Origin of the sequence: Novipirellula herctigrandis (genome assembly GCA_007859835.1) — a bacterium.
GTDB lineage: Bacteria > Planctomycetota > Planctomycetia > Pirellulales > Pirellulaceae > Novipirellula_A > Novipirellula_A herctigrandis.
The window spans coordinates 117,962-139,793 of the sequence record SJPJ01000002.1 but is presented as its reverse complement, the minus strand read 5'-3'; the positions used below and the strand labels follow the sequence as shown (position 1 = coordinate 139,793).

Annotated in this window: 15 protein-coding genes and 1 tRNA gene; 9 read left to right on the top strand and 7 right to left on the bottom strand. The window is 52.5% G+C overall.

The genetic code is table 11. The annotated features are described in order from the left end of the window. Window positions 1-226: 226 nt before the first annotated feature. From CA13_RS31370 to CA13_RS31360, 3 genes are all read left to right on the top strand, one after another. The gene (locus CA13_RS31370) at window positions 227-1,330 is read left to right on the top strand and encodes a sensor histidine kinase (protein WP_419195214.1); all 1,104 of its coding nucleotides are present in this window, start codon (window positions 227-229) and stop codon (window positions 1,328-1,330) included. Beyond that, on the top strand, window positions 1,330-3,390 hold the full coding sequence (locus tag CA13_RS31365; RefSeq protein ID WP_146404073.1) for a GGDEF/EAL domain-containing response regulator: 2,061 nt from the start codon (window positions 1,330-1,332) through the stop codon (window positions 3,388-3,390). The genes CA13_RS31370 and CA13_RS31365 overlap by 1 nt, the downstream gene beginning before the upstream one ends. A 250-nt stretch (window positions 3,391-3,640) precedes the next feature. Beyond that, window positions 3,641-4,993 (top strand): Gfo/Idh/MocA family protein, encoded by a 1,353-nt coding sequence (locus CA13_RS31360; RefSeq protein WP_146404072.1) that lies wholly within the window; start codon window positions 3,641-3,643, stop codon window positions 4,991-4,993. Window positions 4,994-5,166: 173 nt separating this feature from the next. On the opposite strand, the gene CA13_RS31355 is transcribed toward CA13_RS31360, so the two are convergent. Further along, a complete protein-coding gene (locus tag CA13_RS31355) occupies window positions 5,167-5,907 on the bottom strand; it encodes a GDSL-type esterase/lipase family protein (protein WP_146404071.1) in 741 nt (246 codons plus the stop codon). A gap of 52 nt (window positions 5,908-5,959) precedes the next feature. Here CA13_RS31355 and CA13_RS31350 point away from each other — a divergent pair, with 52 nt between their 5' ends. Next, window positions 5,960-7,738, top strand: coding sequence for a DUF885 domain-containing protein (locus CA13_RS31350; protein ID WP_419195213.1), 1,779 nt, complete (start codon window positions 5,960-5,962; stop codon window positions 7,736-7,738). Between the two features lie 99 nt (window positions 7,739-7,837). On the opposite strand, the gene pgsW is transcribed toward CA13_RS31350, so the two are convergent. From pgsW to pgsB, 3 genes are read right to left on the bottom strand one after another with little or no spacing between them, the layout of a single operon-like run. Next, entirely contained in the window at window positions 7,838-9,025 is a 1,188-nt protein-coding gene (gene pgsW, locus CA13_RS31345) for a poly-gamma-glutamate system protein (RefSeq protein ID WP_146404069.1), read from the bottom strand. Continuing rightward, on the bottom strand, window positions 9,022-9,549 hold the full coding sequence (gene pgsC / locus CA13_RS31340) for a poly-gamma-glutamate biosynthesis protein PgsC (RefSeq protein ID WP_146404068.1): 528 nt from the start codon (window positions 9,547-9,549) through the stop codon (window positions 9,022-9,024). Before pgsC ends, pgsW begins: the two co-directional genes overlap by 4 nt. Further along, window positions 9,549-10,799 carry a poly-gamma-glutamate synthase PgsB gene (gene pgsB, locus CA13_RS31335; RefSeq protein WP_146404067.1) on the bottom strand — a complete coding sequence of 417 codons (1,251 nt, stop codon included), beginning with the start codon at window positions 10,797-10,799 and terminating at the stop codon, window positions 9,549-9,551. The genes pgsC and pgsB overlap by 1 nt, the downstream gene beginning before the upstream one ends. Window positions 10,800-11,444: 645 nt before the next feature. On the opposite strand from pgsB, the gene CA13_RS31330 reads away from it, so the two are divergent. Then, window positions 11,445-11,518: transfer RNA gene (locus CA13_RS31330), tRNA-Met, on the top strand. A gap of 173 nt (window positions 11,519-11,691) precedes the next feature. Here the strand turns inward: CA13_RS31330 and CA13_RS31325 are convergent. Beyond that, on the bottom strand, window positions 11,692-12,471 hold the full coding sequence (locus CA13_RS31325) for a hypothetical protein (RefSeq protein ID WP_146404066.1): 780 nt from the start codon (window positions 12,469-12,471) through the stop codon (window positions 11,692-11,694). A gap of 44 nt (window positions 12,472-12,515) precedes the next feature. Here CA13_RS31325 and CA13_RS35975 point away from each other — a divergent pair, with 44 nt between their 5' ends. Further along, window positions 12,516-12,656: a hypothetical protein gene (locus CA13_RS35975; RefSeq protein WP_419195212.1), complete on the top strand. Its 141-nt coding sequence runs from the start codon at window positions 12,516-12,518 to the stop codon at window positions 12,654-12,656. Between the two features lie 35 nt (window positions 12,657-12,691). On the opposite strand, the gene CA13_RS31320 is transcribed toward CA13_RS35975, so the two are convergent. Both CA13_RS31320 and CA13_RS31315 read right to left on the bottom strand, forming a co-directional pair. After that, window positions 12,692-15,832 carry a protein kinase domain-containing protein gene (locus CA13_RS31320; protein ID WP_146404065.1) on the bottom strand — a complete coding sequence of 1,047 codons (3,141 nt, stop codon included), beginning with the start codon at window positions 15,830-15,832 and terminating at the stop codon, window positions 12,692-12,694. Between the two features lie 77 nt (window positions 15,833-15,909). Beyond that, the gene (locus tag CA13_RS31315) at window positions 15,910-16,689 is read right to left on the bottom strand and encodes an RNA polymerase sigma factor (protein ID WP_146404064.1); all 780 of its coding nucleotides are present in this window, start codon (window positions 16,687-16,689) and stop codon (window positions 15,910-15,912) included. A 694-nt stretch (window positions 16,690-17,383) separates the two neighbouring features. Between CA13_RS31315 and CA13_RS31310 the strand changes: the two genes are divergently transcribed. From CA13_RS31310 to CA13_RS31300, 3 genes are all read left to right on the top strand, one after another. Continuing rightward, on the top strand, window positions 17,384-18,004 hold the full coding sequence (locus tag CA13_RS31310) for a peroxiredoxin family protein (protein ID WP_146404063.1): 621 nt from the start codon (window positions 17,384-17,386) through the stop codon (window positions 18,002-18,004). Between the two features lie 5 nt (window positions 18,005-18,009). After that, window positions 18,010-19,911, top strand: coding sequence for a serine/threonine-protein kinase (locus CA13_RS31305; RefSeq protein WP_419195211.1), 1,902 nt, complete (start codon window positions 18,010-18,012; stop codon window positions 19,909-19,911). 96 nt (window positions 19,912-20,007) lie between these two features. Further along, entirely contained in the window at window positions 20,008-21,777 is a 1,770-nt protein-coding gene (locus CA13_RS31300) for a DUF1598 domain-containing protein (protein ID WP_146404061.1), read from the top strand. Window positions 21,778-21,832: the final 55 nt, after the last annotated feature.

Here is a 21,832-nt window from a genome sequence, read left to right as displayed (position 1 = left end):
ATCTGTCTATCAGGGGGCACCTCCATGAGGTGAACGATTGCGTGGACCTTAACGGTTCTATTGGCGAGGAAGCCACCATTGGCGATGGAAACGAGCAATCTCGGGGGGGGAGTTCCTGTTTGCAATGTAGTCTTTCGCAAGACGTCTCTTGTCGTGAAGGGTGTCTGTAGGTATCCACCGGCGCAGTTGTGCCACGCCGTTGGGACTATAAAACATGGGGATACAGATGGAAAACCTTCGACGAAAGATCGCGATGTCGCTGATCCTCGTCTTTTCAATGAATGCGATAGTATGCGTATTCCTTGATCACGCTTCGATAGCACAAATCGTGTCGTCGCGTGTGGAAGGGTCGTTGGTTGCCCCCGCCACATTCTCTTTGTTTGCTTTAGCCGCGAATCATATTCTGGTCGTCGCCTCGGTGGGTGTCATTTGTTATGGCCTCGTGTATCGAATTGTGCTGGGGCATTTGACAAAACTGTCAAGCCGAATTCATGTGTTGTCACATCAAGCGGAGATGGCTGATACAGCAACCAGTGTGATGCATAACATCGGCAACGTGATGACCAACATCAATGTATTGACGTCTTCCTTGTCAACTCAATTGGAAGGTTCGAGGTTGCCGGCGTTGAAGAAATCAGCCGATCTATTGCAGGATAATGACGATCGACTCGGCGATTTTCTTGAGAATGATTCGCGGGGGAAACAACTGCCACGATTTCTTAGCAAATTGTCGGAGCGTTTGGATCAAGAACATTCCGAATTGCAGGACACGCTTGGTTCGATGGCGACAGGTATCCACCACATCAACCAAATCCTTGACGCTCAACAGCGGCTTTGCAACGATCAAAGTGATATGCAGTTGGTCGATCTCTCGGGACTTGTCGGCGATGCCGTTCAGATATTGCAGGCCTCGCTAGCGCGTTCCAATGTGCATGCTGTTGTTGAGAGATCGGATTTGCCACCGGTCATGTTGGACCAAGGGAAAACGTTGCAGATATTGATTAACCTGATTGCCAACGCTCGCGATGCGGTCAGAAATCTTGAGTCATCGAGAAGGCAAATCCGCGTTCGAGTCAGTTCTCTTGTGGATTCCCATGTAACGATCCAAGTGATTGACCGTGGTAGTGGCATCACCGAAGAGAATTTGCACAAAGTCTTTGCATGTGGCTTCACAACGAAATCGGATGGAAACGGGCAAGGGTTGCATTTTTGCGCTTTGGCCGCAAAAGAGATGGATGGTTCCCTGCAAGTCGCTAGCGGTGGAATCGACAAAGGTGCGACGTTCTCTTTGTCGTTGCCATGGGTTCGTGCTGAGGAGCTTGTCTACTGATGCGAGTCCTCAATACAACCGAGCCGTGCAAAATCTTGTTGGTCGATGACCAATCGTCCGTCCACGACGCCTATCGGGCCATCTTGTCATCGTCAACTCAAAACGCCGAATTCGATACGCTTGAGGCGGCGTTATTTGGCGAGCGGAGCGATTGCCACCGAGGGAATCTTTCATCCGCGATCAACAATCAATTTGAATTATGCCACGCCATGCAAGGCGAACATGCGATTGAGCTTGCCCACGAGGCCATTGGCTATGGCGATCCCTTCGAGATGGCGTTCGTTGATTTGCGAATGCCTCCGGGAATCGATGGGATCGAGACAATCACAAAACTCTGGGAAATCGATCCGCTGCTGCAAGTTGTTCTGTGTCCCGCTTTTTCGGAATACTCTTGGTCGTCTGTCGTCAAGCAACTTGGCTATGTCGACAATTTGTTGCTACTGAAAAAACCCTTTGCGAATGAGGAAGTGTTCCAGTTGGCGATGGCGATGACACACAAACGTCGCGCCCTTTCCGATAGTCGTCGGCAATTGGAACGACTACGCGAGACAAATGAACAACTCGAAAGAGAGATTGGCAGTCGCAAATTAGCCGAAACGGAGTTACAGTACGCTGCAACGCACGATCATTTGACGAAATTGCCCAATCGTAATTTTCTCAAGAGAGTACTCACCGAACGGTTTGCATCCGCTGTAGACTCGGCGTGTTGCGATGCATTGATCTTTTTGGATCTCGACAACTTCAAGGTGATTAACGACAGTCTTGGACATGCCATTGGCGACGAATTGCTAATCCAAGTCGCGGAGCGTTTGCAGGCAGTCGTCGACAAGGTGAATCGAGAGGCAACCGCAGCGTCACCGTGTCTGCTTGAAGACGAACCGTGTCTGCTTGACGACGAGTTGATGCTAAGTATGGTGGCACGACTTGGCGGTGATGAGTTCGTCGTGTTCCTTATCGGGAACGATAATGAAGATAGTATCATAGAGCTGGCCGAGGAAATTCGCAGCCTGTTATGTCATCCCTATCAGGTTCTCGAGCATGAATTGACGCTTGGGACGAGTTTGGGGATCGCGTTTTGTAGCGAAACTGCGACCACTCCGGAAGAATTGATGCGGAACGCGGACTTGGCGATGTACCGAGCCAAATTTAGCGGCAAGCAACGATTGGCGGTGTTTGACCATGCAATGCACGAAAAAATGTCCAAGCGATTGGAGCTTGAGGAAGCGCTTCGGACAGTGATCAAAGACGGTGGCTTGCGATTGGTTTACCAGCCGATATTTGACATGTACAGCGGTGCGGTCAACGGCTTGGAATCCTTGGTGCGGTGGGATCATGCAACCAAGGGATTGATTAGCCCCGTCGATTTTGTTCCAGTCGCCGAAGAGACCGGATTGATCGTTGCGATTGGACGCTGGATTCTCGAGGAAGCCTGTCGCACGATTTGTCGATTGAACTTGCACGGTGAAATCGAAAACACGATTCCCATCAGCGTCAATGTATCGAAGCGACAAATCATCGAACACGATTTCGTCGATCTGCTCGAAGATGTGCTGCAGGAGTATCAGGTTCCAGCACGGCTATTGAATTTGGAAATCACCGAATCGCTGATTATGGAGAGCCCCGAACAAATCGTTGAACGACTCAATCGAATTAGTCGACTGGGAGTTCAAATTCACATGGATGACTTTGGGACGGGGCATTCATCGCTAAGTTGTCTTCATCGTTTTCCAATTGATGTCTTGAAAATTGATCGTTCGTTCGTCTCAACGATGAAGCCGGGGGACGATTATGAATCGATTATCCATGCGATTATCACGCTAGCGCATAACCTCGATACAAAAGTGATTGCGGAGGGGATCGAAACGCCTCAGCAGTTGCAGCAGCTTCGTGATTTGGAGTGTGATTTCGGGCAAGGTTATCTGTATTGCAAACCGAAATCGATTGAAGGGTTGACGGATCTATTGTTGGGCGTCGGGCCGGTTCCTGCAACAACTCCCGAATACGGGTTTTCTCAGTGCCGCAGTCTCGTGGCCTCGAATTGTGGTGGCGAGAGCATCTAGCAGGCATCCCCATCGGCAGATGGCTCAAGGTTCGTTTTGAGAATTCTTGTCGCTTTCCAGGGCCAACGCCTCGTTATCGGGCCAACACCTCATGGACAGCCTTGATTAACGGTTTATGATCGAAGGTCGTCAAGTAGCCTGAGTTATGTTGGGATGGGACAATTTGCCCCATAGCGATCGTCCCCTCCTTGATCCAAACTTCGTGTGGCACGCAACCACACCCTCCTCATTGGAAACCAAGTTGAGAAACATGAGCGAACAAGACAGAACCCCCCCCGTTTCCTCCCGTCGCACTTTCATTCGCAATACCTCGCTCGGTTTAGCGACCGCTTCTGCGCTTGCGGATGTCCCTTTGGTTCATGCAGCGGGTGAAGAAGGTGAGATCAAAATTGGCTTGATTGGATGCGGCGGGCGAGGCACCGGGGCGCTGCTAGACGCAGTAGGAGCAGCGGCCAAAGTGATTTATCCCCAATCGGGATACCATACCGAAGACGTTGCCGAAGGTGCAAAGGTTGAAAAGAAACGCATTAAGGTTGTCGCTTTAGCAGATATGTTTGGCGACCGACTCGAGCGATGCCGTGCTCAAATGGCAAAACTTGACATTGATATTTCGCCCGACTTTTGTTTCACGGGATTTGATGCCTACAAAAAATTGTTGGCGGTTTCCGACGTGAATTACGTTATTCTGGCAACGCCGCCCCATTTTCGTCCGATGCATTTGCAGGCAGCGATCGAAGCTGGCAAACACGTGTTCATGGAAAAGCCGGCTGCGGTTGACGCTCCCGGCGTTCGCATGGTGATGGCGGCTGGCGAATTGGCAAAGGAAAAAGGCTTAGGCATCGCCGCTGGTACTCAACGACGGCACGACCGTAGTTACCGCGAAACCATCAACCGAATCCACGAAGGTGCGATTGGCGACATCGTGTACGCCAAGTGTTATTGGAACGGAAGCCAAATTTGGGTCATCAACCGCCAAGATGGTTGGAGCGACATTGAATGGCAAATGCGAAATTGGAACTATTTCACATGGTTGTCCGGTGACCATTACGTCGAACAACACGTTCATAACCTTGACGTGATGAATTGGACTCTCGGGAGTCATCCGATTCGTGCGGTATCAGGGCAAGGCGGACGCCAAGTTCGAGTCGGTGATGTGCACGGGCACATTTTTGATCATTTCGCCGTCGAGTTTGAATACCCAAATGGCGTTTCGATGTTTAGTCAAGCACGCCAAATCCACGGATGTAAAAACACCGTCGGCGAAGAAGTTGTCGGAACCAACGGACGAAGTAACTGTAGCAATTATGTCGAACCGTCCGATGGCGAAAAATGGCGTTACCGTGAACGGGAAGCCAGTGCATACCGTTTGGAGCACGAAGATTTGATTACCAGCATTCGCGAGGGTAAACCGATTAACGAAGCGCAAGCGATCGCCGAAGCGACCTTGACGGGCATTATGGGCCGTGAAGCATGCTACAGCGGCCAACCCGTTGATTGGGAGACTGCATTAAAATCCGAAATGCGATTGGGACCCAAGACGTATGAGCTTGGCGATTTCCCGATCCCGCCAGTTGCGATGCCTGGGAAATATCGTTTCAGCTAAAGCATTCTGAACACTTGATTGAGCCACCGCCGTCTCTCGACGGCGTGCTGTTCCCGTCGGGGCTATCCCCATCGAGGCTCTGGCGAGCGAGGTGATGTTCGCCGGGGCGTTGTTGAAATGAATGCTCAAAGGAGGCTCGTTGGGACTCGGCGGTGCACTGTTTCGGCTGTGCACTATTTCTGCTGGCGAAGGACATCGTTCAACCTACTTCGGATGAGCTTTCCCCATACGTCGTAGCCCGCTTCGCTGAGGTGCAATCGGTCATCGCGGAATAAATCCTTTCGGGGTTGGTCCTCCGACGTCAGGAAATGTTCCGCGGTCGGAACGAAATAGGTATCAGGCGTGGTCAGCGCGATTTCGCGTAGGGTCGCGTTGATTGCTCGCGTTTTCTCCCAATGCGAAAAACGGCTCTCCGTTGGCGTGACTTCGATCAGAAAAACCGGTGCTCCGTTGTGATGCTGATGTGAAACCGCAATCACCTGACGCGCCCATTGGTTGACCTCTTCGGGTGAATGGTCCTGCGGGCTTCCGGAGACGTCGTTCGCAATAAATACGACCATCGCGCGATAAACGTGAGGCTCGATCAATCGTTCGGAAAAGAATGCCAAATCATCGTACTTTGCACCGCCAAAACCTCGCTTGATCACACGGTAAGGTGCCATGTCCTCCGCAATCGAATCCCATAGGCGAATACTGCTACTACCGATGAAAAGGATCGCGTCTTCGTTGGGTTCTAGTGTTTTATCCAACGCTTCTAGACGCGATATGTCATTTTCCCAGCGAGCGAAGGCCGACTTTGTGGCGGGTTCGGCGATAGTACCCGTATTACTAGCAAGAACTGTCTCCTGGGAATATCCTGCATTGACCCCAAAAAAAATGGCAGCGGCGGCTACAATCAAGCGTAAACGTTTCATCTAATGGTCTCCGAGTTGTTTTAGTCTTGTTCTCTAAATGTTAGGCAAACCCTTGCGCTTTCGATACCCACTTGTTGTCTGTTTTCTTCTTGGTGCCGCTCTCATTGGTGGTTCGGCTACTGCGGAGGAAAACGATGCAAACCGCGACACCGCGATTCTTCAATTGCTCGACCGTATTTGGGATTTTGAACTGGACGCGTTCCCTTTGATGGCAACCGATGTTGGTGATCCACGCGGACAAGACTTACTGCCAGACGAAAGCCTTGAAGCGATTGAACGGCGCTTAGCGCAAACGGAATCCTTCTTGAAAGAGCTTCTTCAAATCGATGCTGCATCGCTCAGCCCCAATCGGAGGGTCGACTACGAAATTGTGCGTCTTCGGCTTGAGGACCGGTTAGCGGACGCTCGGTTCAAGACGTATTTAGTTCCCATCAATAATCGCGAAGGTTTTCATATTAGTTTTCCTGAGCTGCCTCGGATCATGAGCCTTCGCTCTCAAGCCGATTTTGCCAACTACATCAGTCGGTTGAGAGCCTTTACGGTTTACACGGATCAAAACATCGCCTTGATGCGAAAAGGGATCGAGCTTGGTTTAACTCAACCGGCGATCATTATGCGGGATTCGGTGGACCAGGCGATGGCGCACGTTGTTGACGACGCGAAAGACTCGCTACTGTTCACTGGAATCAGTGAAGAGGCAATCGACCAATTGGACCCAGAAATTTGGAAAGTGATTTCGCAACAGATCGAGTCAGCGATCCAAGACAGTGTCGTTCCCTCGTATAAGAAATTTGCTGAGTTTCTTCGCGACGAATATGTGCCGGCGTGTCGCGGCAGTATCGGTGCCGAAGCGTTACCAGATGGCCGTGAATTTTATCGCGATCGGACTCGTCGTTTCACCACCTTGGACATCTCGCCAGACGAAGTTCACGAAATAGGATTGCGTGAGAACGCGCGGATTCGATTGGAAATGGAAGTGATTCGTCAAAAGGTCGGTTTCGAAGACGACTTGTCTGCTTTCATGGAACATTTGCGGACCGATCCAAAATTCTATGCAAAGAACGCCGATGAATTACTACAAAAGGCCGCATTGATTTTGAAACGGGCCGATGGCCGGTTGCCGGAATTGTTCGGGCGTTTGCCGAGAATTCCGTACGGCATTAGAGAGGTTCCTCAATACGTTGCGCCACAAACGACGTCGGCTTATTATTGGCCGCCCAAAACCGATGGTTCACGTGGCGGGTTTTATTATATCAATACCTATAACCTCGCGGCTCGTCCTCTTTATGCACTTGAATCACTCTCCGCCCATGAGGCGGTTCCCGGTCACCATTTGCAACTTGCATTACAGGCCGAGCTTGACGATTTGCATCCGATCAGTCGCCAAAGCAATTTCACAGCATTCATCGAAGGATGGGCGCTGTATAGCGAAAGGCTAGCCAAAGAAATTGGCTTCTACAAAGATCCCTACCAAGACTTTGGCCGCCTCAGCATGGAAGCATGGCGAGCGAGTCGTTTGGTAGTCGACACAGGGATTCACTATCAAGGGTGGACTCGCCAGCGAGCGATCAAATATATGAGAGACAACACTGCGTTGAGCGAACACAACGTCGTCGCAGAAGTTGACCGATACATTGGGTGGCCAGGGCAAGCGTTGGGTTACAAAATTGGGGAACTGAAAATCAGCGAAATACGTCGCCAAGCCGAACGCAAGCTCGGCGACCGATTCGACATCCGTGCTTTCCATGACCGCATGCTGTCGGCCGGTTCGATCCCCTTGTCGCTATTGGAAAAGAGAATGGCGTCGTGGGTTCAAGAACAAATGAGGTAGTTGCCCTCGCTAGACGACGCAGTCAATAGGTGAAGTCACCGCTGTGGCAAACGTTACTCGAATCAGCAACGTTTGTCAGAGTCTTTTCAGTATCTCGCGTCAAACCATCCATTCGACTTGCGATGGCGTTTCGTTTTGTTCCTTCATTCGAAGTCTTCTTGCAAAACGCAAACATCGCCCCGGTGCGACCGTGATTGACAAGACGCCCCCAATCGCGACCATCATGATGGCCGCTAGTGAGCGGCGGTACGTGAGTTTGCCAAAGAGGCTTGCTTCGCCCACTTGTGGCAACTCCGGTGGTGCAATCGGCATCGCATATTGGCTCGCGATTCCTTTGGCATCGGCCATGTTGATTACAGGTATGCCTCGTTCAATCATGCGAGCAGCGACGCAGTCAGGCATCGCCTGTGAATCGCTAATCTGTTGATGCAGTCCCGCTGGCAAGCACGCTTGCCCCGCCGTCCCGCCGATCGACGCCGAACCCCCGCCGACATTGATATAGGCAGCGTAAGGTTTGTCGCCATAGACAACCATCCGTTCGCGAATCGAATCGCGTAGTGTTTGCCCAGGAATCCTAGTGATGGCGTTGCGATCGATCGCGTCGGCGAGCATCGCCTTGGTGTCGTCGGTCATTCCCGAAGCATGATCGTACAAGCCACCGAATGATGCGGCGGCGGCACGAAACGGTATAATGTCGCGTTCGGCCAAGTGACGTTCCATGTCCAACCACATCATCTCGGGTGAATTGGCCCCATATTGGCTTGAAGCCGCCGACAACACGATCGTTGGGCGAAGCTTCATGGTTTCTGCCGCAGCGTAGACTGCGATATTCAGTCCTGGCCATGAGCCGCTCGCGCCAATCGCGATTTGGTCCCCCGGTTTGACTCCCGCCTCGCTCAACCACCGGACGACCACGGCTGCAAAATTCGGATTGATCGAGGTTTGCTTCGATTCGATCGCTCCAAGTTTGCTCGTTACCATCGACATGGAAGGCCCGATCAAATGCGAACCTTGCGGATCCAGTTTATCGATAACACGGTGTCCCTGTTGTGCGCGGACTTGGCCAATCCAACTCATCGCTTCGCGGGCTTTCCTTGCAGCAGACGTCATCGTTTCGACATTCTCAGGCGTCATCGATCGAGTGCATTTTTCAACCAAGATCAGTCCTCCAACCGCAAACATCATCGTGAAGAGCAACCATCCGCGAGACAATTGCTTTGGACGCCAATACATCACTTGGAATCGTGTTCGCTGATGCTTGTTCTGTGTTAGCGGTTTTGTGCTCATGCGAGGGACTCCATTCCAATCAAAATCAATGACAAGCGTACCAGTACCGCTGCGGAAAGCATCGGCGACAACGTCTCAATGACCCCTTGGCGTTCGAACCAAAGTGCAATCAGCCCCGGGATGATTAATCCAATCATCACCATCGGGGATGCAACTTGCCCGGCCACAGACGACGCGGCCACAGACGACGCGGCCACAGACGACGCGGCCACGGAAGAGGTTTCCACAATATGGAGAACAAACTCGTTGGCAAGAAGCCGAAAAGTCATGCCCACCGCAAATCCAGTTATCACCGTTAGCACGACTCGGCGGCGACCGAATACGATTGCGTATCGCGATACCCATCGAATGATCCCCCACGTGATTGCCGCAGCAAGCACGGTCAATACGACAGCCATTGGCTGATGCAGCGACATCGCGATGTAACCAGGCACGATCATTCCACCGACGCTTAGACCTAAGACTTCCGTCACAACCAAACTGACGATCAATCCGAGGGTGATGGCAACAAGTGTAGTATCCATTACACGGCTCCATGAAGAACGAGGTCATTTTGGTCAGCCGATCGATTCGCTGGTGCGTCTTGAACGAGTTGGGTTTGTTGGAAGTAGTCCAGTAGGTCCATTCCTGGGCCAGCAATATTGCCCATCCCCATCACCATGGACGAACGCCCCGATTGATGACGAAGGACATCGATCAGCTTTGCTGCGGGTTCAGATTCGGCACGTGTTAAACGGTCTGGCGAGATCCCCTTTTGCATTGCGCGGCGAGCGAAAATTTCAGTGCCCGTTCCCGATAGTACGTAGTGATCCGCTGGTCGCCATCGCACACACGCATCCGCCAATTGCAGGGATCGATCGGCGCGGTCCTGACGACAGTTGAATAGGGCGATTCGACGTTCGACCGACTCATATCTCGCCACTAATGTGTTCCAACTATGTCCGGTCGATTCAGGGTCGTTTGCAGCGAACGCGTTGACAAACGTTATGTCTTGGTTCGCTTCGGCGACGTGGAACATTCGCATCACTCCGGGATCGGCGACTGCCGCCCACATCCCTCGCAAAGCGGTTTCGCGGTCGACGCCAAGATCAGCGCAAATCCGGAGCGAGATGGCGACGTTGTCGGGATGCTCTATATGTGAGAATCGGCCAAGTTCTTCCCAGCTGATGTCGGCGACGGCATCGTCATGAATCGAAACCAACTTGGAGCCTCGATCGCGAGCAGCCGCAGCGATCACCGATCTCGGTCCGTCTCGCTGTTCTGCTTCGTAAACAATTCCTTTGACGGGCACGGTGCCGGACAAGGCCCGTGCGACGCCGTCGACATCCGGTCCCATCACATCCAAATGATCCGCGCGAGCGTTGGTGATTACCCCGTGTGTCGATTGAACCAGCTTCAGTTCGCAAAGTGATTGTAGTCTTGGTTGCAAAGCCATGCACTCGATCACCAACGCATCGGCACCGAGCTGTGCCGCAGCGTGTACGATGCGACGTTGTTCCATGATGTTGGCTCGCGAGGCGCGAAACACCGGCGCTTCGCTGCCGTCGGGGAAAATCATGCGAGGAACGGTGCCGGTGGTTTTGGCGCATGTGCGAATGCCACCCGCACGAAGCCCTGCGGCGATCAACCGCGTCACGCTTGATTTGCCTCGTGTTCCGTTGACATGAATTCGGATTGGAATACGACGCAGATTCCGCTCGTGCCACCAAGACTCGGCTGCACCGGCGGCGGACAAGCCGATCGCGCCAGCAGCAACCAAAAGAGTGCCGTACATGAACTCTCCTTTTTTCAGATAAGACGAATTTTCGATCGTGTTAGACAAGGGTACGCGTCGGAGATTTGTAAAAATGACCAATGCGATTGGAACAATTTACAATTGACCTATGCGACTCGACTGGAGGGTTTCGAGGGCATCCAAGCCATCGAAACAACTTAAGTGAGCGTTATGAAAAGTGTTGGCAATCATCCGGAAACGCCATCGGACCTGGGACCCATCGGATCTGGGACCCATCGGATCTGGGACCCATCGGATCTGGGATCAGGTGAATTGACGAATGGGATGACTTAGACAAGAGTTGGACCATAAACAAAAAACGTGCCAAAATTCAAGATCGGCTTTTGGGTGATTTTCGGCAATGAATGGGTCGCATTGTCGCAGTAGGCATGAGCAAGGCATCAAGATCATGCCCTTTCACAGTTTACGGCAAGCGTTTTCACGGATTATTGCGAGGAAAATGGGACAATTTTGCCATGCAAGTGCTTTTGTTTATGCCTCTTCTTGGCGGACTTGGGTCGTTTCGCTAAACTCTCGCCCTGAACCAGTCGATTCCTCGAATTGTCGAGTCTTTCGGTCACTGCCAAACGCAGTTATTGCAAGATCCCACTGACGGCGAATCGTCCGGAAAGAACTTCACCATTCGGCGGCATAGCTCAGTTGGTTAGAGCAGCGGAATCATAATCCGCGTGTCGGGGGTTCGAGTCCCTCTGCCGCTACTGAAAAAACCGTCGTGCCAAATTTAGGCACGACGGTTTTCTTATAGACAAAATGCACTTCTCTGTGACGGCTGTTTCGCCGGTTCTGGTATGGATGCCTTTACTTGGTTTGGCATTCTCCAGTGTTCTTTCGTCACCTGAAGATGCGTTCTTTGCAGTTTCTTGTTATCGCGTCAGTTTCCATTGAGCAAATCGGCCGCGCTTTCTCCAATACCGCCCTGGCTCGGTGGTAGAACGCCGCCCTGGCTAGGCGGTTGGTTTGGTCCTTGGTGATCAAGAATCGGTGCATTGCCACCGGGACCGCCGCCACCAAGTAAGGCCGCTGCCTCTCCCGTCGAATCCTCTGTGATCGTTGCGGCGGCGGCTGATTGACTTACCGATCGAGTGCGAGTCTCCGTGTGCCCGTTGACTTGGACTTGGTAGGTACGTGTTACTGGTGCTCCTCCTGGGGCCGCAAAGTTGACGAAGAAGTTTCGAGTCCCCGTGGTTGGGCGAAACACCTGTAATGCAACACGTTGGCCTGCGCCTGCAAGCGTCTTTAAGCGAGTTACGTCGCTGGGCGAATAGATTTGTACACGCTGAACTTGGCCGCTCTGTGCGTCACGAAATGCACCTTTGACGAGCTGGTCGTTGGGGAACAGAAGGCCCTGTGCAGGCGTGTTTGGCATGACGCTTTGCACCATCACTCGCGGACCAGCGTTATAAATTTTGACGCCAAGAGTCACACCACTTGAGTCCGGGGCTCCGGGCGGAGTGTAGGGTGGCGTATAGGGTGGAGGCGTTGGTGATGGTTGATTGGGGAGACTGCGTGAGCAAACCGGACACGTTGTCGGATAGTTGACGTGGACGGTTGTCCCACAAACGCAATTCCAATCTGCTATGGCTTGGGTGGATGTGAGTGACAACAAAACCAAGGCAAATACGGCTGTCGTGAATTTAGCGATGTTTGGCATTTTGGTTGCTTTTCAAAAGCGGTTGATTGCAGCGGGGTGTCGGCATGCCCCAAAAGGACTATTTTATCGCTAAGCAATTGGTCATGCAAGTGTCGGCAGCGGCTCGTAAATCGATACAAGTCACCGTATTGCGTGAGAGCAATCGTTTGGTGTTGACCGGACCAAGGACACGGCCGGCTGACTAGCCTGTGCCTTGCGTCACAAACGCTTTTGCTCTGATTTACCGTGGAACCATGAATGTTCCTGCAAGCCGATCTTGCAGACTGCGTGGAGGTCGCAATCCAAACCAAATCACCACGAACGCGATTACTGCGAGGATCATCAACACTAAACTGGTGTCGCCGCCTGGTAGAGTCGAATCGGCCACGGGTTTTAGTCCGATGACAACGATGGGAAACAAAAAGGCAGGCAACCACGCAATACACGCTCGCCAAAGTGTCCGCAGTCGCGAAGCCCGAACGCCTTTCGAAGTCACAAAGGCAATTCCAAGCGTATGAATAAGGAACCCGCCGCGGAACAGCAGGGCGAATAGGAGGCTAGGCATGATCACCCAGAGGAGACCGCCATAGCACATGAAGGTCAAAAAGAAAAAGACCGAAGTGCCCTCGGGCAAGACGTTCAACATTGGGTGTAGATCTTGCGTGACGAACTCACCTAGCCGATTGCTTGACGCGTCGATCTCCTCTGGTGCAACGGTAGAAAAGTTCGCAACGGTATCTTCGGCAATCGTAATTTGAGCAGGAATGAGGATGCCGCGCGTCGTCGCGCTAGACATCATCTGTTTATCGAGCAGCATATCTCGAAAGTTAGCGGCGACGTAGATTCCCAAATCTCGCTTTTCGACTTGCTGTTTTTCATCCAAGTTTTTCGTTGCCTCGAGGAGTTGCAGTCGGAACAGGCAGTGCCTCAGCACGAGGATGTCTGGATGCTGCTCCAACCATTTGGCGCTGCTTGAGAAAAAAATCAGGGCGAAAAAGAAGTATACGATAGGTAGCGAAAGCGATCCCAAGAGCAAGCCGCATCGACGAAGACGTGAGATGGTCGGAAGCTTCTGCGGCAATTGCTTGAACGCATCGGCACACAGCGACGGATCATTGCAAGTCAGTAAATTGTCCAGAACGTTTCGGGCGTGCAACGGAATCGGTACGGATATTCGCGATGCCTCGGCCTCGGTGGACGAGACCTCACGCCCTTCCAAGGCCGCGATGGCCACTTGATGAAGGAATAGTCGTGCTGTTTCAAATGGTGTTTTGCCGCAGACGCAGCTATCGGAATCTCGACTTTGCCGTTTGACTGATGGTGCTTCAAAATCTAGTAGCTTGGCTTGGTTTTCCGCGGTAATCCAGACGCGGTCCAAATCGAGGACCTTCGGAAGAGTAGCGTCCTGCAGAGCAGCGTTCAGCTCTTCCGACAGATCGACCAACCAGTAGCGAACCAGTTCCCACGGCTGAGGTTGATTCACAAGATCCACGAGGGATTGACCACTGAGGAATTCGTAAGCATCCCAGTTTTCATCGGCCCCACGTTTACCGCCTAGCCAGCGAACTCGACCGGGACGCCCCGCGTTGCGAACTGCTTTGGTTACCGGCGGAGTCGACGCTCCGGACTTTCGAATCCAAACACGTCGCAAAAGCTGCGCGTCGTAGCCAGCGAAAAACTCGGTCTGCTCGTTCTTGCTCAGAAGATCCAGCACATAGTAGGAACCAATTCGCGGCATCGATTCCGGATTAGGAAGAACGCTAACGGGAAGATGAGTCACAGGACGCGGCTGATAGGAGGATGTGGCGACGACACGAAGACCCGTTGCCAAGTCATGAAGACCAGCGAAACCGTTGCATCGACGAGCTGTCGAAAACAAAATGATGATCATCAAATAGACCGACATTCCCATCAGTTGTGTTAGCAAGAGACGTTCGCTACTGACAAATCCAAGTCGCATACAGCCAACGTACAGCACGTAGATAAGTTGCGGGAACATGGCCCAAATCAGGGCGCGAACAATCGCCTTGGGAAATCCAGGAATGTCACCGCCAGCATCAACCACGCGCAATCGGAACAGTTTCTTGCCCAGTGTCTTCCCCCAGATTCCTTCTGGGATGGCGTAATAGAGAGCGATCAGTGTGTTGTTGATCAGATACCATGGCAGGAAGTGACGGTCCTCGGCTGGGTCAGGTATCGGAATCTCGGCAAGATCGCCAAACCAAAGAAGCGCACATGTAAGGAATAGGATCATCCAAATCGAGCCGTCGACAAAATTGGCGACGACTCGTAGACCTAATGTGGCGGCTTTCGGAGCGGTCGAACTATAGGGAAGTAGGGCCGCTCGCAGGTCATCGTAAGTGGCATAGCGAGCGTTGGGCTGCTTTTCCAGGCAACGCAATACAATTCGGTCAAGTTCTTTGGGGATCGCGTCACGGAGCGTGCGAGGCGACGGCGCCGGAGACTCGAGCACCGTTGCTAGGAATTGAACGAGATGTCGGCTTTCAAACGGGGTGCGACCGGTTAGCAAATAGTACAGTGTGACACCGACCGAGTAGATGTCCGAACGAATGTCCAACTCGTCACCGCGGAGCTGTTCCGGCGAAGCGAAAGCGGGGGTGCCTAGAAATGTTCCCTCGCTAGTGATTTTCGTTTGCGTGCGTGGTGCCGTCGAAATGGACAACCCAAAATCACCGACCTTGATCGTGCCTTCGGGTGTAAAAAAACAATTTGCTGGTTTGACGTCACGGTGTAGAACGCCCACTGCTTGTGCCGCTTCGAGACCCGCGATGACTTCGAGGATCGCGTCAACGGCTTTGGGGATCGGTAACGGTCCGTGGTGGCGGACTCGTTGTTCAAGCGTTCCACCTGGTACTAATTCCATGCTAATCGCAGGCGTACCGTCGATTTCTTCCGTTCCGTAAACATAGACGCTGTTGGGGTGATTGATCGATGCTGCCAATCGACCCTCGCGAAGAAACCGCTCGCGGGTTTCAGGCGAATTAAACGAGTGTCTCAGGATTTTGAGGGCAACTCGACGACCGCCCTCAAGGTGCTCAGCCTCGTAGACCGTACCCATGCCGCCTCGTCCAAGCCTCTGGACGATCAGATAATCACCGAATTGTTGGCCAGGCTGCAGGTCGCCCAAGTGGCCTGAGGGTTGGTTGCCGCCCGAGTAGCCTGAGGGTTGGTTGCCGCCCGAGTGGCCATAACTAGTTGTGGCATCGAGGTCAGGTTCTTGATTCGCTAATCTTGGTTCCTCGGAAGCGTCGTCGATAGAATCGCTCGCCATGGCAGCCAATAAACAGGTGGGACAGATGCCTCCTGGGGCGTCGGGCGGAAGCATGCGTCCGCAATTTGGGCATTGGGTTGATGGAGACATGAGCGTTGATCCGATAGGAGCCGTGCGATTGGTTTCTACTCCTTACAGACGATTTTTTTGGATTAGGTTGCGAAAAATCATGGAAAAAATTCACTGCTAACAGACTGAAACAGCTCCTGGATTTCTTCCTCAATCTGGTCGGGGGCCGTCACTGTTTGTGCAATCTCTTCGCGGAGGACGGTTCGGCAGCGCCGCCGCAAGCGGTGGGCAGCGGCCTTCACCGCCGCTTCGGTGCTGCCCAATTGGTTTGCCGCCTCTCGATGCGAAGGTGCGTCCGGAGCGGCTGTGAGCAGTGGTTTTAGCGCGGCGAACCATACGGACTTGCCACTTTTTTCAAATTCTTGCTCCAGACGACTAATCACTTGATCAAGTAAGGTGAGCGCCCATCGACGTTCATACAAAAGCTCCGGCGTCATTGTGTCGATCGGTTCGATACAATAACGTCGTTCCGCGTCCTCAAAATCGAGAGGCACGAAATCGAGTGACAAGTTTTGTCGCCCACCACCTCGTTTTTCCGCCCGATCACGTTTGTGCTCATTGGCGATGAAGTGCTTGATGGACGCCAATAGGAACGAGCGAAACTTGCCACATGATTTGTCCACATCGTGCAAAAAGCCCTTTTCAATCAAGCGAGCGAAGAAGGCCTGCGTTAGATCCTGAGCGTCATGAACCGTACCGACGCGTTTTCGGACGTAGGCATAGAGGGGATACCAGTACACTTCACATAGCCTTGCTAACGCATCGTCCGAATCGGGCGAAGAATCGTGGCCAGCTTTGAGCACGAGGCTCCAGTGCGTCGTCTCGAACCAAGCAGCCTGCTTGATTGGTTGAGTATCACTATGTGTTTTTCTCGGCATGAAACGCAACGATTGAAAGTAACTCTCGCGTAAAAATGACGAGTGCGTATGTTGTTGTAGCACGTGTGTTGTTGTGGCACGCAGACTTAGTTTATCACGTCAACTGGGCAATGGCGACTAAGACTGCACGATGGCGGTTACGAACCAGTGAAAATGCCAAGTGAATCGTTTTGGAAAAGGAAGTTGACTGCGGTGCGTTTGAGCGAACAATCGGGGAGGGAGTTTGGCGATGCGATGTTCGTTTATGATCGCTAGACAACCATTTCTCTGGCAAGTGATGAAATTTCTCTGGCAAGTGATGCGATTTCTCTGGCAAGTGATGCGATTTCTCTGGCAAATGATGAAGGAGTGTGCGAACCGATCACAGCCAGTCTCGCGATTTCGGATAAACACGTCCCACAAAACCCCGCAGCTAGTGCCGTCGGCTCACGAAGTTCGTGCCATTCGGGCCAGTGCCGTTTTTTTTTAGTCGGGAATCGTGCTTGTTTCGGGCGTCAATGCCAACCATCGTTCCTTTAAGTTGGTTCGCAAAAAGCCTCGTTGTTGATTTGAAACTTAGGTTTGTTGGCACTGTGTCGAGCCAATTTAAGTGAGTCCAGTGCAAGTATTTTTTTCAGCCGATCAGAGGTGAACAAACCGTCTGTTGGACTTTACGCTACAATTTGGTTTTGAACCATTAGGAGATCGCCACGTGATGGTTAATCGTTTTCAGTGCAATACTTTTCTCGCTGCTTCGGCTTGGCTGGGCCTGCTTGGCACTTGCGTTGGATGCAGTCGGCTCCCTGATGATGGGGTTGTGTTTACCGAGGTCACAAAGTCTCAGCCGATTACGATCGAGGATTTTTCGACGTTGACGTTCACAGATAAAAGCGGTGATGAAGTCAAGCTCGCCGACCTGATGACCCAAAAGTACCTTGTCTTGGTGATCACTCGCGGCTGGAACAATGGCGTTTGCTTTTACTGTGCCTCACAGACATCACGGTGGGCGCGTCGGTTTGACGAGCTGGCTCCATATGATGCTCAGTTGGTTGTCGTTTTTCCGGTTGAATCCGAACAGGATGCAACGCATTTGGATGATTTGGCCAAAAGTATCAAGAAAGAACCAATTTCCAATGAAGCGGTTCCCTACCCGATGCTGTTGGACATCAACCTGACCGGAGTCGACCAATTGGGGATTCGTTCGCAATTGGCCAAACCCGCGACCTACATTGTTGACCGAGAGGGCCGAGTTCGTTTTGCGTACGTCGGTGAATCGATTGCTGATCGCCCGACGGTTGATTCGGTGTTGGAACAACTGGGGCAACTGGGGCAATAATGTCGATGCCAGCGGAGCACCAATCGGACGACCAAGTCGAAAATCGTGACAATCAGTTCATTGAAATCTGTCTTCAGCAGAAACTGTTGGACACGAAAACGGCTGGAATGTTGCAATCGAGTGCGACGGAACAAGGGAGTTGGATTGGTCAAACCGCAGTCCGTCATGGGGTGCTTTCACCAGCAGACATTGACATCGTTGAATCCCTTCTGCATCCGAAAAATGTGGTTCCGGGCTACGAGATTCTGTCCGTTGTCGGACGTGGCGGCATGGGGGTTGTCTACGTCGCTCGGCAAATTGATTTAGATCGAATCGTCGCTTTGAAAACGATCCTGGTTGGCAGCGCGACTCACCCAACCAACGCGGCCCGCTTTGAGCGAGAAGCCAAGGCGCTGGCCCGATTGCAGCATCCCAACATTGTCCAGGCATTGAATTTTGGCAAACATGAGGGACGGTATTTTTTTGCGATGGAGTTCGTCAAGGGACGCACATGTGAAGAAGCAGTAACACGCGAAACGGTACTGGCGCCAGCAAAGGTGTGGATGATTGTTCGGCAAGTCGCGTCGGGTTTGTTGCATGCACGTCACCACGATTTGATTCACCGCGACATCAAGCCTGCGAATTTGATTTTGCTGCCTCCGCCGGAAGGATCGGTGATGGCAAGCGATATGGAAGTGGTGAAAATCGCTGATTTCGGATTAGCGGTTTTTGCCAACGACCATGCTGACGAAATGAAGTTGACTACCGCGGATAAAATTATCGGTAGCCCCGCTTACATGTCACCGGAACAATTCAGTCATGAAGCAGTCGATTTCAGGTCCGACGTCTATGCCCTCGGCGCCACCGCGTGGCATTTACTTTTTGGGGCGCCACCGCTGCGAGCCAAGAGTTTGGCTGCACTTAGCGTTTTGAAATCGAAACCGTTGGTTGTTGACCGGTCGAGCTTGCCGGTGCAAATTCCTGAAGATCAAATGCGGTTGCTGCTTCGTATGATGGCTCCCAAACGCGACAAGCGGCCGGGCAGTTATGAGGAACTATTGCAGCAGATCGATCGGCTGAGCGATATTGATTCTGGGGCGTCAAGCCATTCACCGGTCGCTCTCGGCAAGTCCGCCGATCTCCTTCCCCCGGATGATTCGACGAGTGATGCGTTAACGCAAACGATGGAGATGCCGCATACGGAAATGTCTGTGGCGAGTGCTCGTGATAACTCCACTGGTAGCCATTCAAAGGGGTGGATCGCAATTGCGTCGCTGGCTGTGATCATTTTATTGGGTGGTTTTGCGTTTGTTTCCAATGCGAAACCAATGCGAGGACCGAGGGTGTACACTCGCGTTTTGCGATCAACGCCCCTTTTTGATGGTATCACTTTGGGCGGTTGGTCGACCGACGGTACAATGATTGGGGCTTGGAATACAGTCGTAGCGCCCGATTCGTCAAATGCGATCGCGTCAACATCCAAGCGAACCGCGATCACTCGTCGAATTTCGCAGACGGGGCCTCATCGAATCAGTTTGTTCTTATGGCCTCAATCAGGTTCGGGAGTGGTCGATATTGATTTCGCATTGGACTCGGTCAACGCCAATGACGTTCGAGGGTGTTTGCGGTTTACCGACAATGAGATTTTGCTGGGCCATAAGCGTTCTGACTTTGGGACGTTCGACAAGTTTGTTCAGCTTGCCGCGCCCGAGGCAATGCACGATCGTTTTGTCGTGGTGGACATCGAATACCAGAAGGCTGATTGGTATGTTTTTCTGGAAGAAAAATTGGTCGGGACGCTGAGGATCGACGAAGTTGGGCAAGGGGATGCGATTCGCTTGGTAACGCCGGGCGGAACGGATGTGCGGGCCCAGCCACCGTTGGTTTACTTTTCCGATCTCTGGCTAAGCGAGTTAGCCGAACAGTGACTTCGCGTATACATTGCAAGTGTGTAGCCTGCGGCGAGTCGACGTGGTTAGGTTTGGTAAAAATAGGTTTTTCCTTCAATTCAGGGGATCATTGCGATGAAATTTATTCGCTGGTTTTGCGTTATTGCAGTGGCCTATGGAGTCATGACGGCATGTTCCACGGCATCGGCCGATGGAGTGGTGTTGTCGGCTAAGACGGTCGAAGACTTTGAACAACTCGTTGCCTTGGGCGACTACCCGGCGGCGATCAACGCTGTCGATCAGTTGCCGATATCGGTTCGTGATGCCGCATTCGCGTGGGTCACGCTTTCACAGATCGAAAATGGAGACTTGACCGAGGCGGCCGAGACTCTTCGCGATATTGAGTCGACCAAATATCGCCGGATTGCACTGAGTAAAGTGACGCATGAATCGCAAGGTGCGGGCAACGAACCCGTTGGAAACGGCGGTACAGCCCAAGGCGGAGGCAGTATGGCCGACTTCACTTCACTGATGGAATTGATTCAAAGTACTGTGGCCCCAGAAGCATGGGAAAGCCTCGGCGGTGCTAGCACGATGGCCCCTTACCCGCAGGGGATTGTGGTTGATACCGATGGAACCGTTCGTGAAGTCGAAGTGTTGCCGACGGTCGATGCAAAACGCGAAATGGGAATTTTGCTTTTTGGAGAAACCACACCGTTCGCGCAAGACGCCGTGCCTGGGCCTGATCAATGGCGGCGACCATCAAGGCGGAGAGTTGTGTCACTACGGCGATTACGAGATGACATCGTTCGACGACAAATGTTGGGGCAACCGATCGACGACAGTATGGTTCAGATGGCGGGGATAAGCGAGGTGAGTCATTTGGTACGAACCAAGGATGATGTTTTGATCGCTGGCGAAGTTGGCGGAATTGCTTTGTCCAAAGGTTGGTATGTGGATCAAAAGTCGGGGATGCATCCGCTGCGGTTTGACTTTCTTGTGACAGCATGTGAATCGGCCCTTTCTTCTCGGCCCTTTGGATGCACGATCGATCCGACCCCGGACGGATTGGCTCGCGCTGCCAAGACGGCTATCGAAATCCAAAGTGATCGATTGCCGGTCACCGCTGGTGCATTGGCACTTGCCGATGCACTGGGGAAACAGGACGTGAAGGTTTTTGGAATCGAGAGCCAGACGCAACTTGCGATGATCATGATTGAGGCTGATCGGCATATGAAACGTCTAGCCCTTGGGCATGCGGAGATGCCCGAGGGGGTTCCCAACTATCTTGATCAAATTGATAATTGGATTGCACAAGGTCCGCCCTCGGAAGTGATGATCCGGTTGTGGTTCCGACCGCAACCGCAAAAAGTGCAAGCCGATAAGGGATCTAACGTCTTTCGTCTGAGTGGTCGGCCAATTGTGCTCAGTGGCCAAAATGAACTTGAAACCGCCCAAGGACGTGCTCGCGTCGCCGATGATCCTCGCACGGTGGATTTCGTTGCGGAATTCAATGCTCACTTCAGTCGGATTCGGTCCAAATACCCGATCTATGGAGCGATGGAGTCGGTTTATCGAACCGCCGCCATTGCTGAAATTTGCGAGCGATTCGCGGCGGATTCGTCGAGTCGAGCACTGCTGCAATCTGTCGCTGACATGGCAGGATTTTTTGTGACATCGGATCCAGTGCCGAAGTCGGTCGATAGCATTGCGGTGCTGCACAACGTTAGACACGGTCGAAAACGGCATCACATTCTGGTGGCCAGCGGCGGCGTTTGGGTGGAGACCAATGGCACCGTCAGAGGTCCCCTGGAATCGTATCCGACACTGGCAAATGACTTGCCCCAGTTGATGATCAGCCCGTCATCGAACCGGAGGTGGTGGTGGGACGCCGTTGCAAAGTGAATGCCGCCAACGAATCGTGCTTCGTTGCGGCGACTACTCGGCGACTACTCGGTGG

What these genes read in the sequence shown, in the direction of transcription:
- CA13_RS31370 (WP_419195214.1), top strand. Translation starts at nt 227, where the DNA reads ATGGAAAACCTTCGACGAAAGATCGCGATGTCGCTGATCCTCGTCTTT.
- CA13_RS31365 (WP_146404073.1), top strand. Translation starts at nt 1,330, where the DNA reads ATGCGAGTCCTCAATACAACCGAGCCGTGCAAAATCTTGTTGGTCGAT.
- CA13_RS31360 (WP_146404072.1), top strand. Translation starts at nt 3,641, where the DNA reads ATGAGCGAACAAGACAGAACCCCCCCCGTTTCCTCCCGTCGCACTTTC.
- CA13_RS31355 (WP_146404071.1), bottom strand. Translation starts at nt 5,907, where the DNA reads ATGAAACGTTTACGCTTGATTGTAGCCGCCGCTGCCATTTTTTTTGGG.
- pgsW (WP_146404069.1), bottom strand. Translation starts at nt 9,025, where the DNA reads ATGAGCACAAAACCGCTAACACAGAACAAGCATCAGCGAACACGATTC.
- pgsC (WP_146404068.1), bottom strand. Translation starts at nt 9,549, where the DNA reads ATGGATACTACACTTGTTGCCATCACCCTCGGATTGATCGTCAGTTTG.
- pgsB (WP_146404067.1), bottom strand. Translation starts at nt 10,799, where the DNA reads ATGTACGGCACTCTTTTGGTTGCTGCTGGCGCGATCGGCTTGTCCGCC.
- CA13_RS31325 (WP_146404066.1), bottom strand. Translation starts at nt 12,471, where the DNA reads ATGCCAAACATCGCTAAATTCACGACAGCCGTATTTGCCTTGGTTTTG.
- CA13_RS35975 (WP_419195212.1), top strand. Translation starts at nt 12,516, where the DNA reads ATGCCCCAAAAGGACTATTTTATCGCTAAGCAATTGGTCATGCAAGTG.
- CA13_RS31320 (WP_146404065.1), bottom strand. Translation starts at nt 15,832, where the DNA reads ATGTCTCCATCAACCCAATGCCCAAATTGCGGACGCATGCTTCCGCCC.
- CA13_RS31315 (WP_146404064.1), bottom strand. Translation starts at nt 16,689, where the DNA reads ATGCCGAGAAAAACACATAGTGATACTCAACCAATCAAGCAGGCTGCT.
- CA13_RS31310 (WP_146404063.1), top strand. Translation starts at nt 17,384, where the DNA reads ATGGTTAATCGTTTTCAGTGCAATACTTTTCTCGCTGCTTCGGCTTGG.
- CA13_RS31305 (WP_419195211.1), top strand. Translation starts at nt 18,010, where the DNA reads ATGCCAGCGGAGCACCAATCGGACGACCAAGTCGAAAATCGTGACAAT.
- CA13_RS31300 (WP_146404061.1), top strand. Translation starts at nt 20,008, where the DNA reads ATGAAATTTATTCGCTGGTTTTGCGTTATTGCAGTGGCCTATGGAGTC.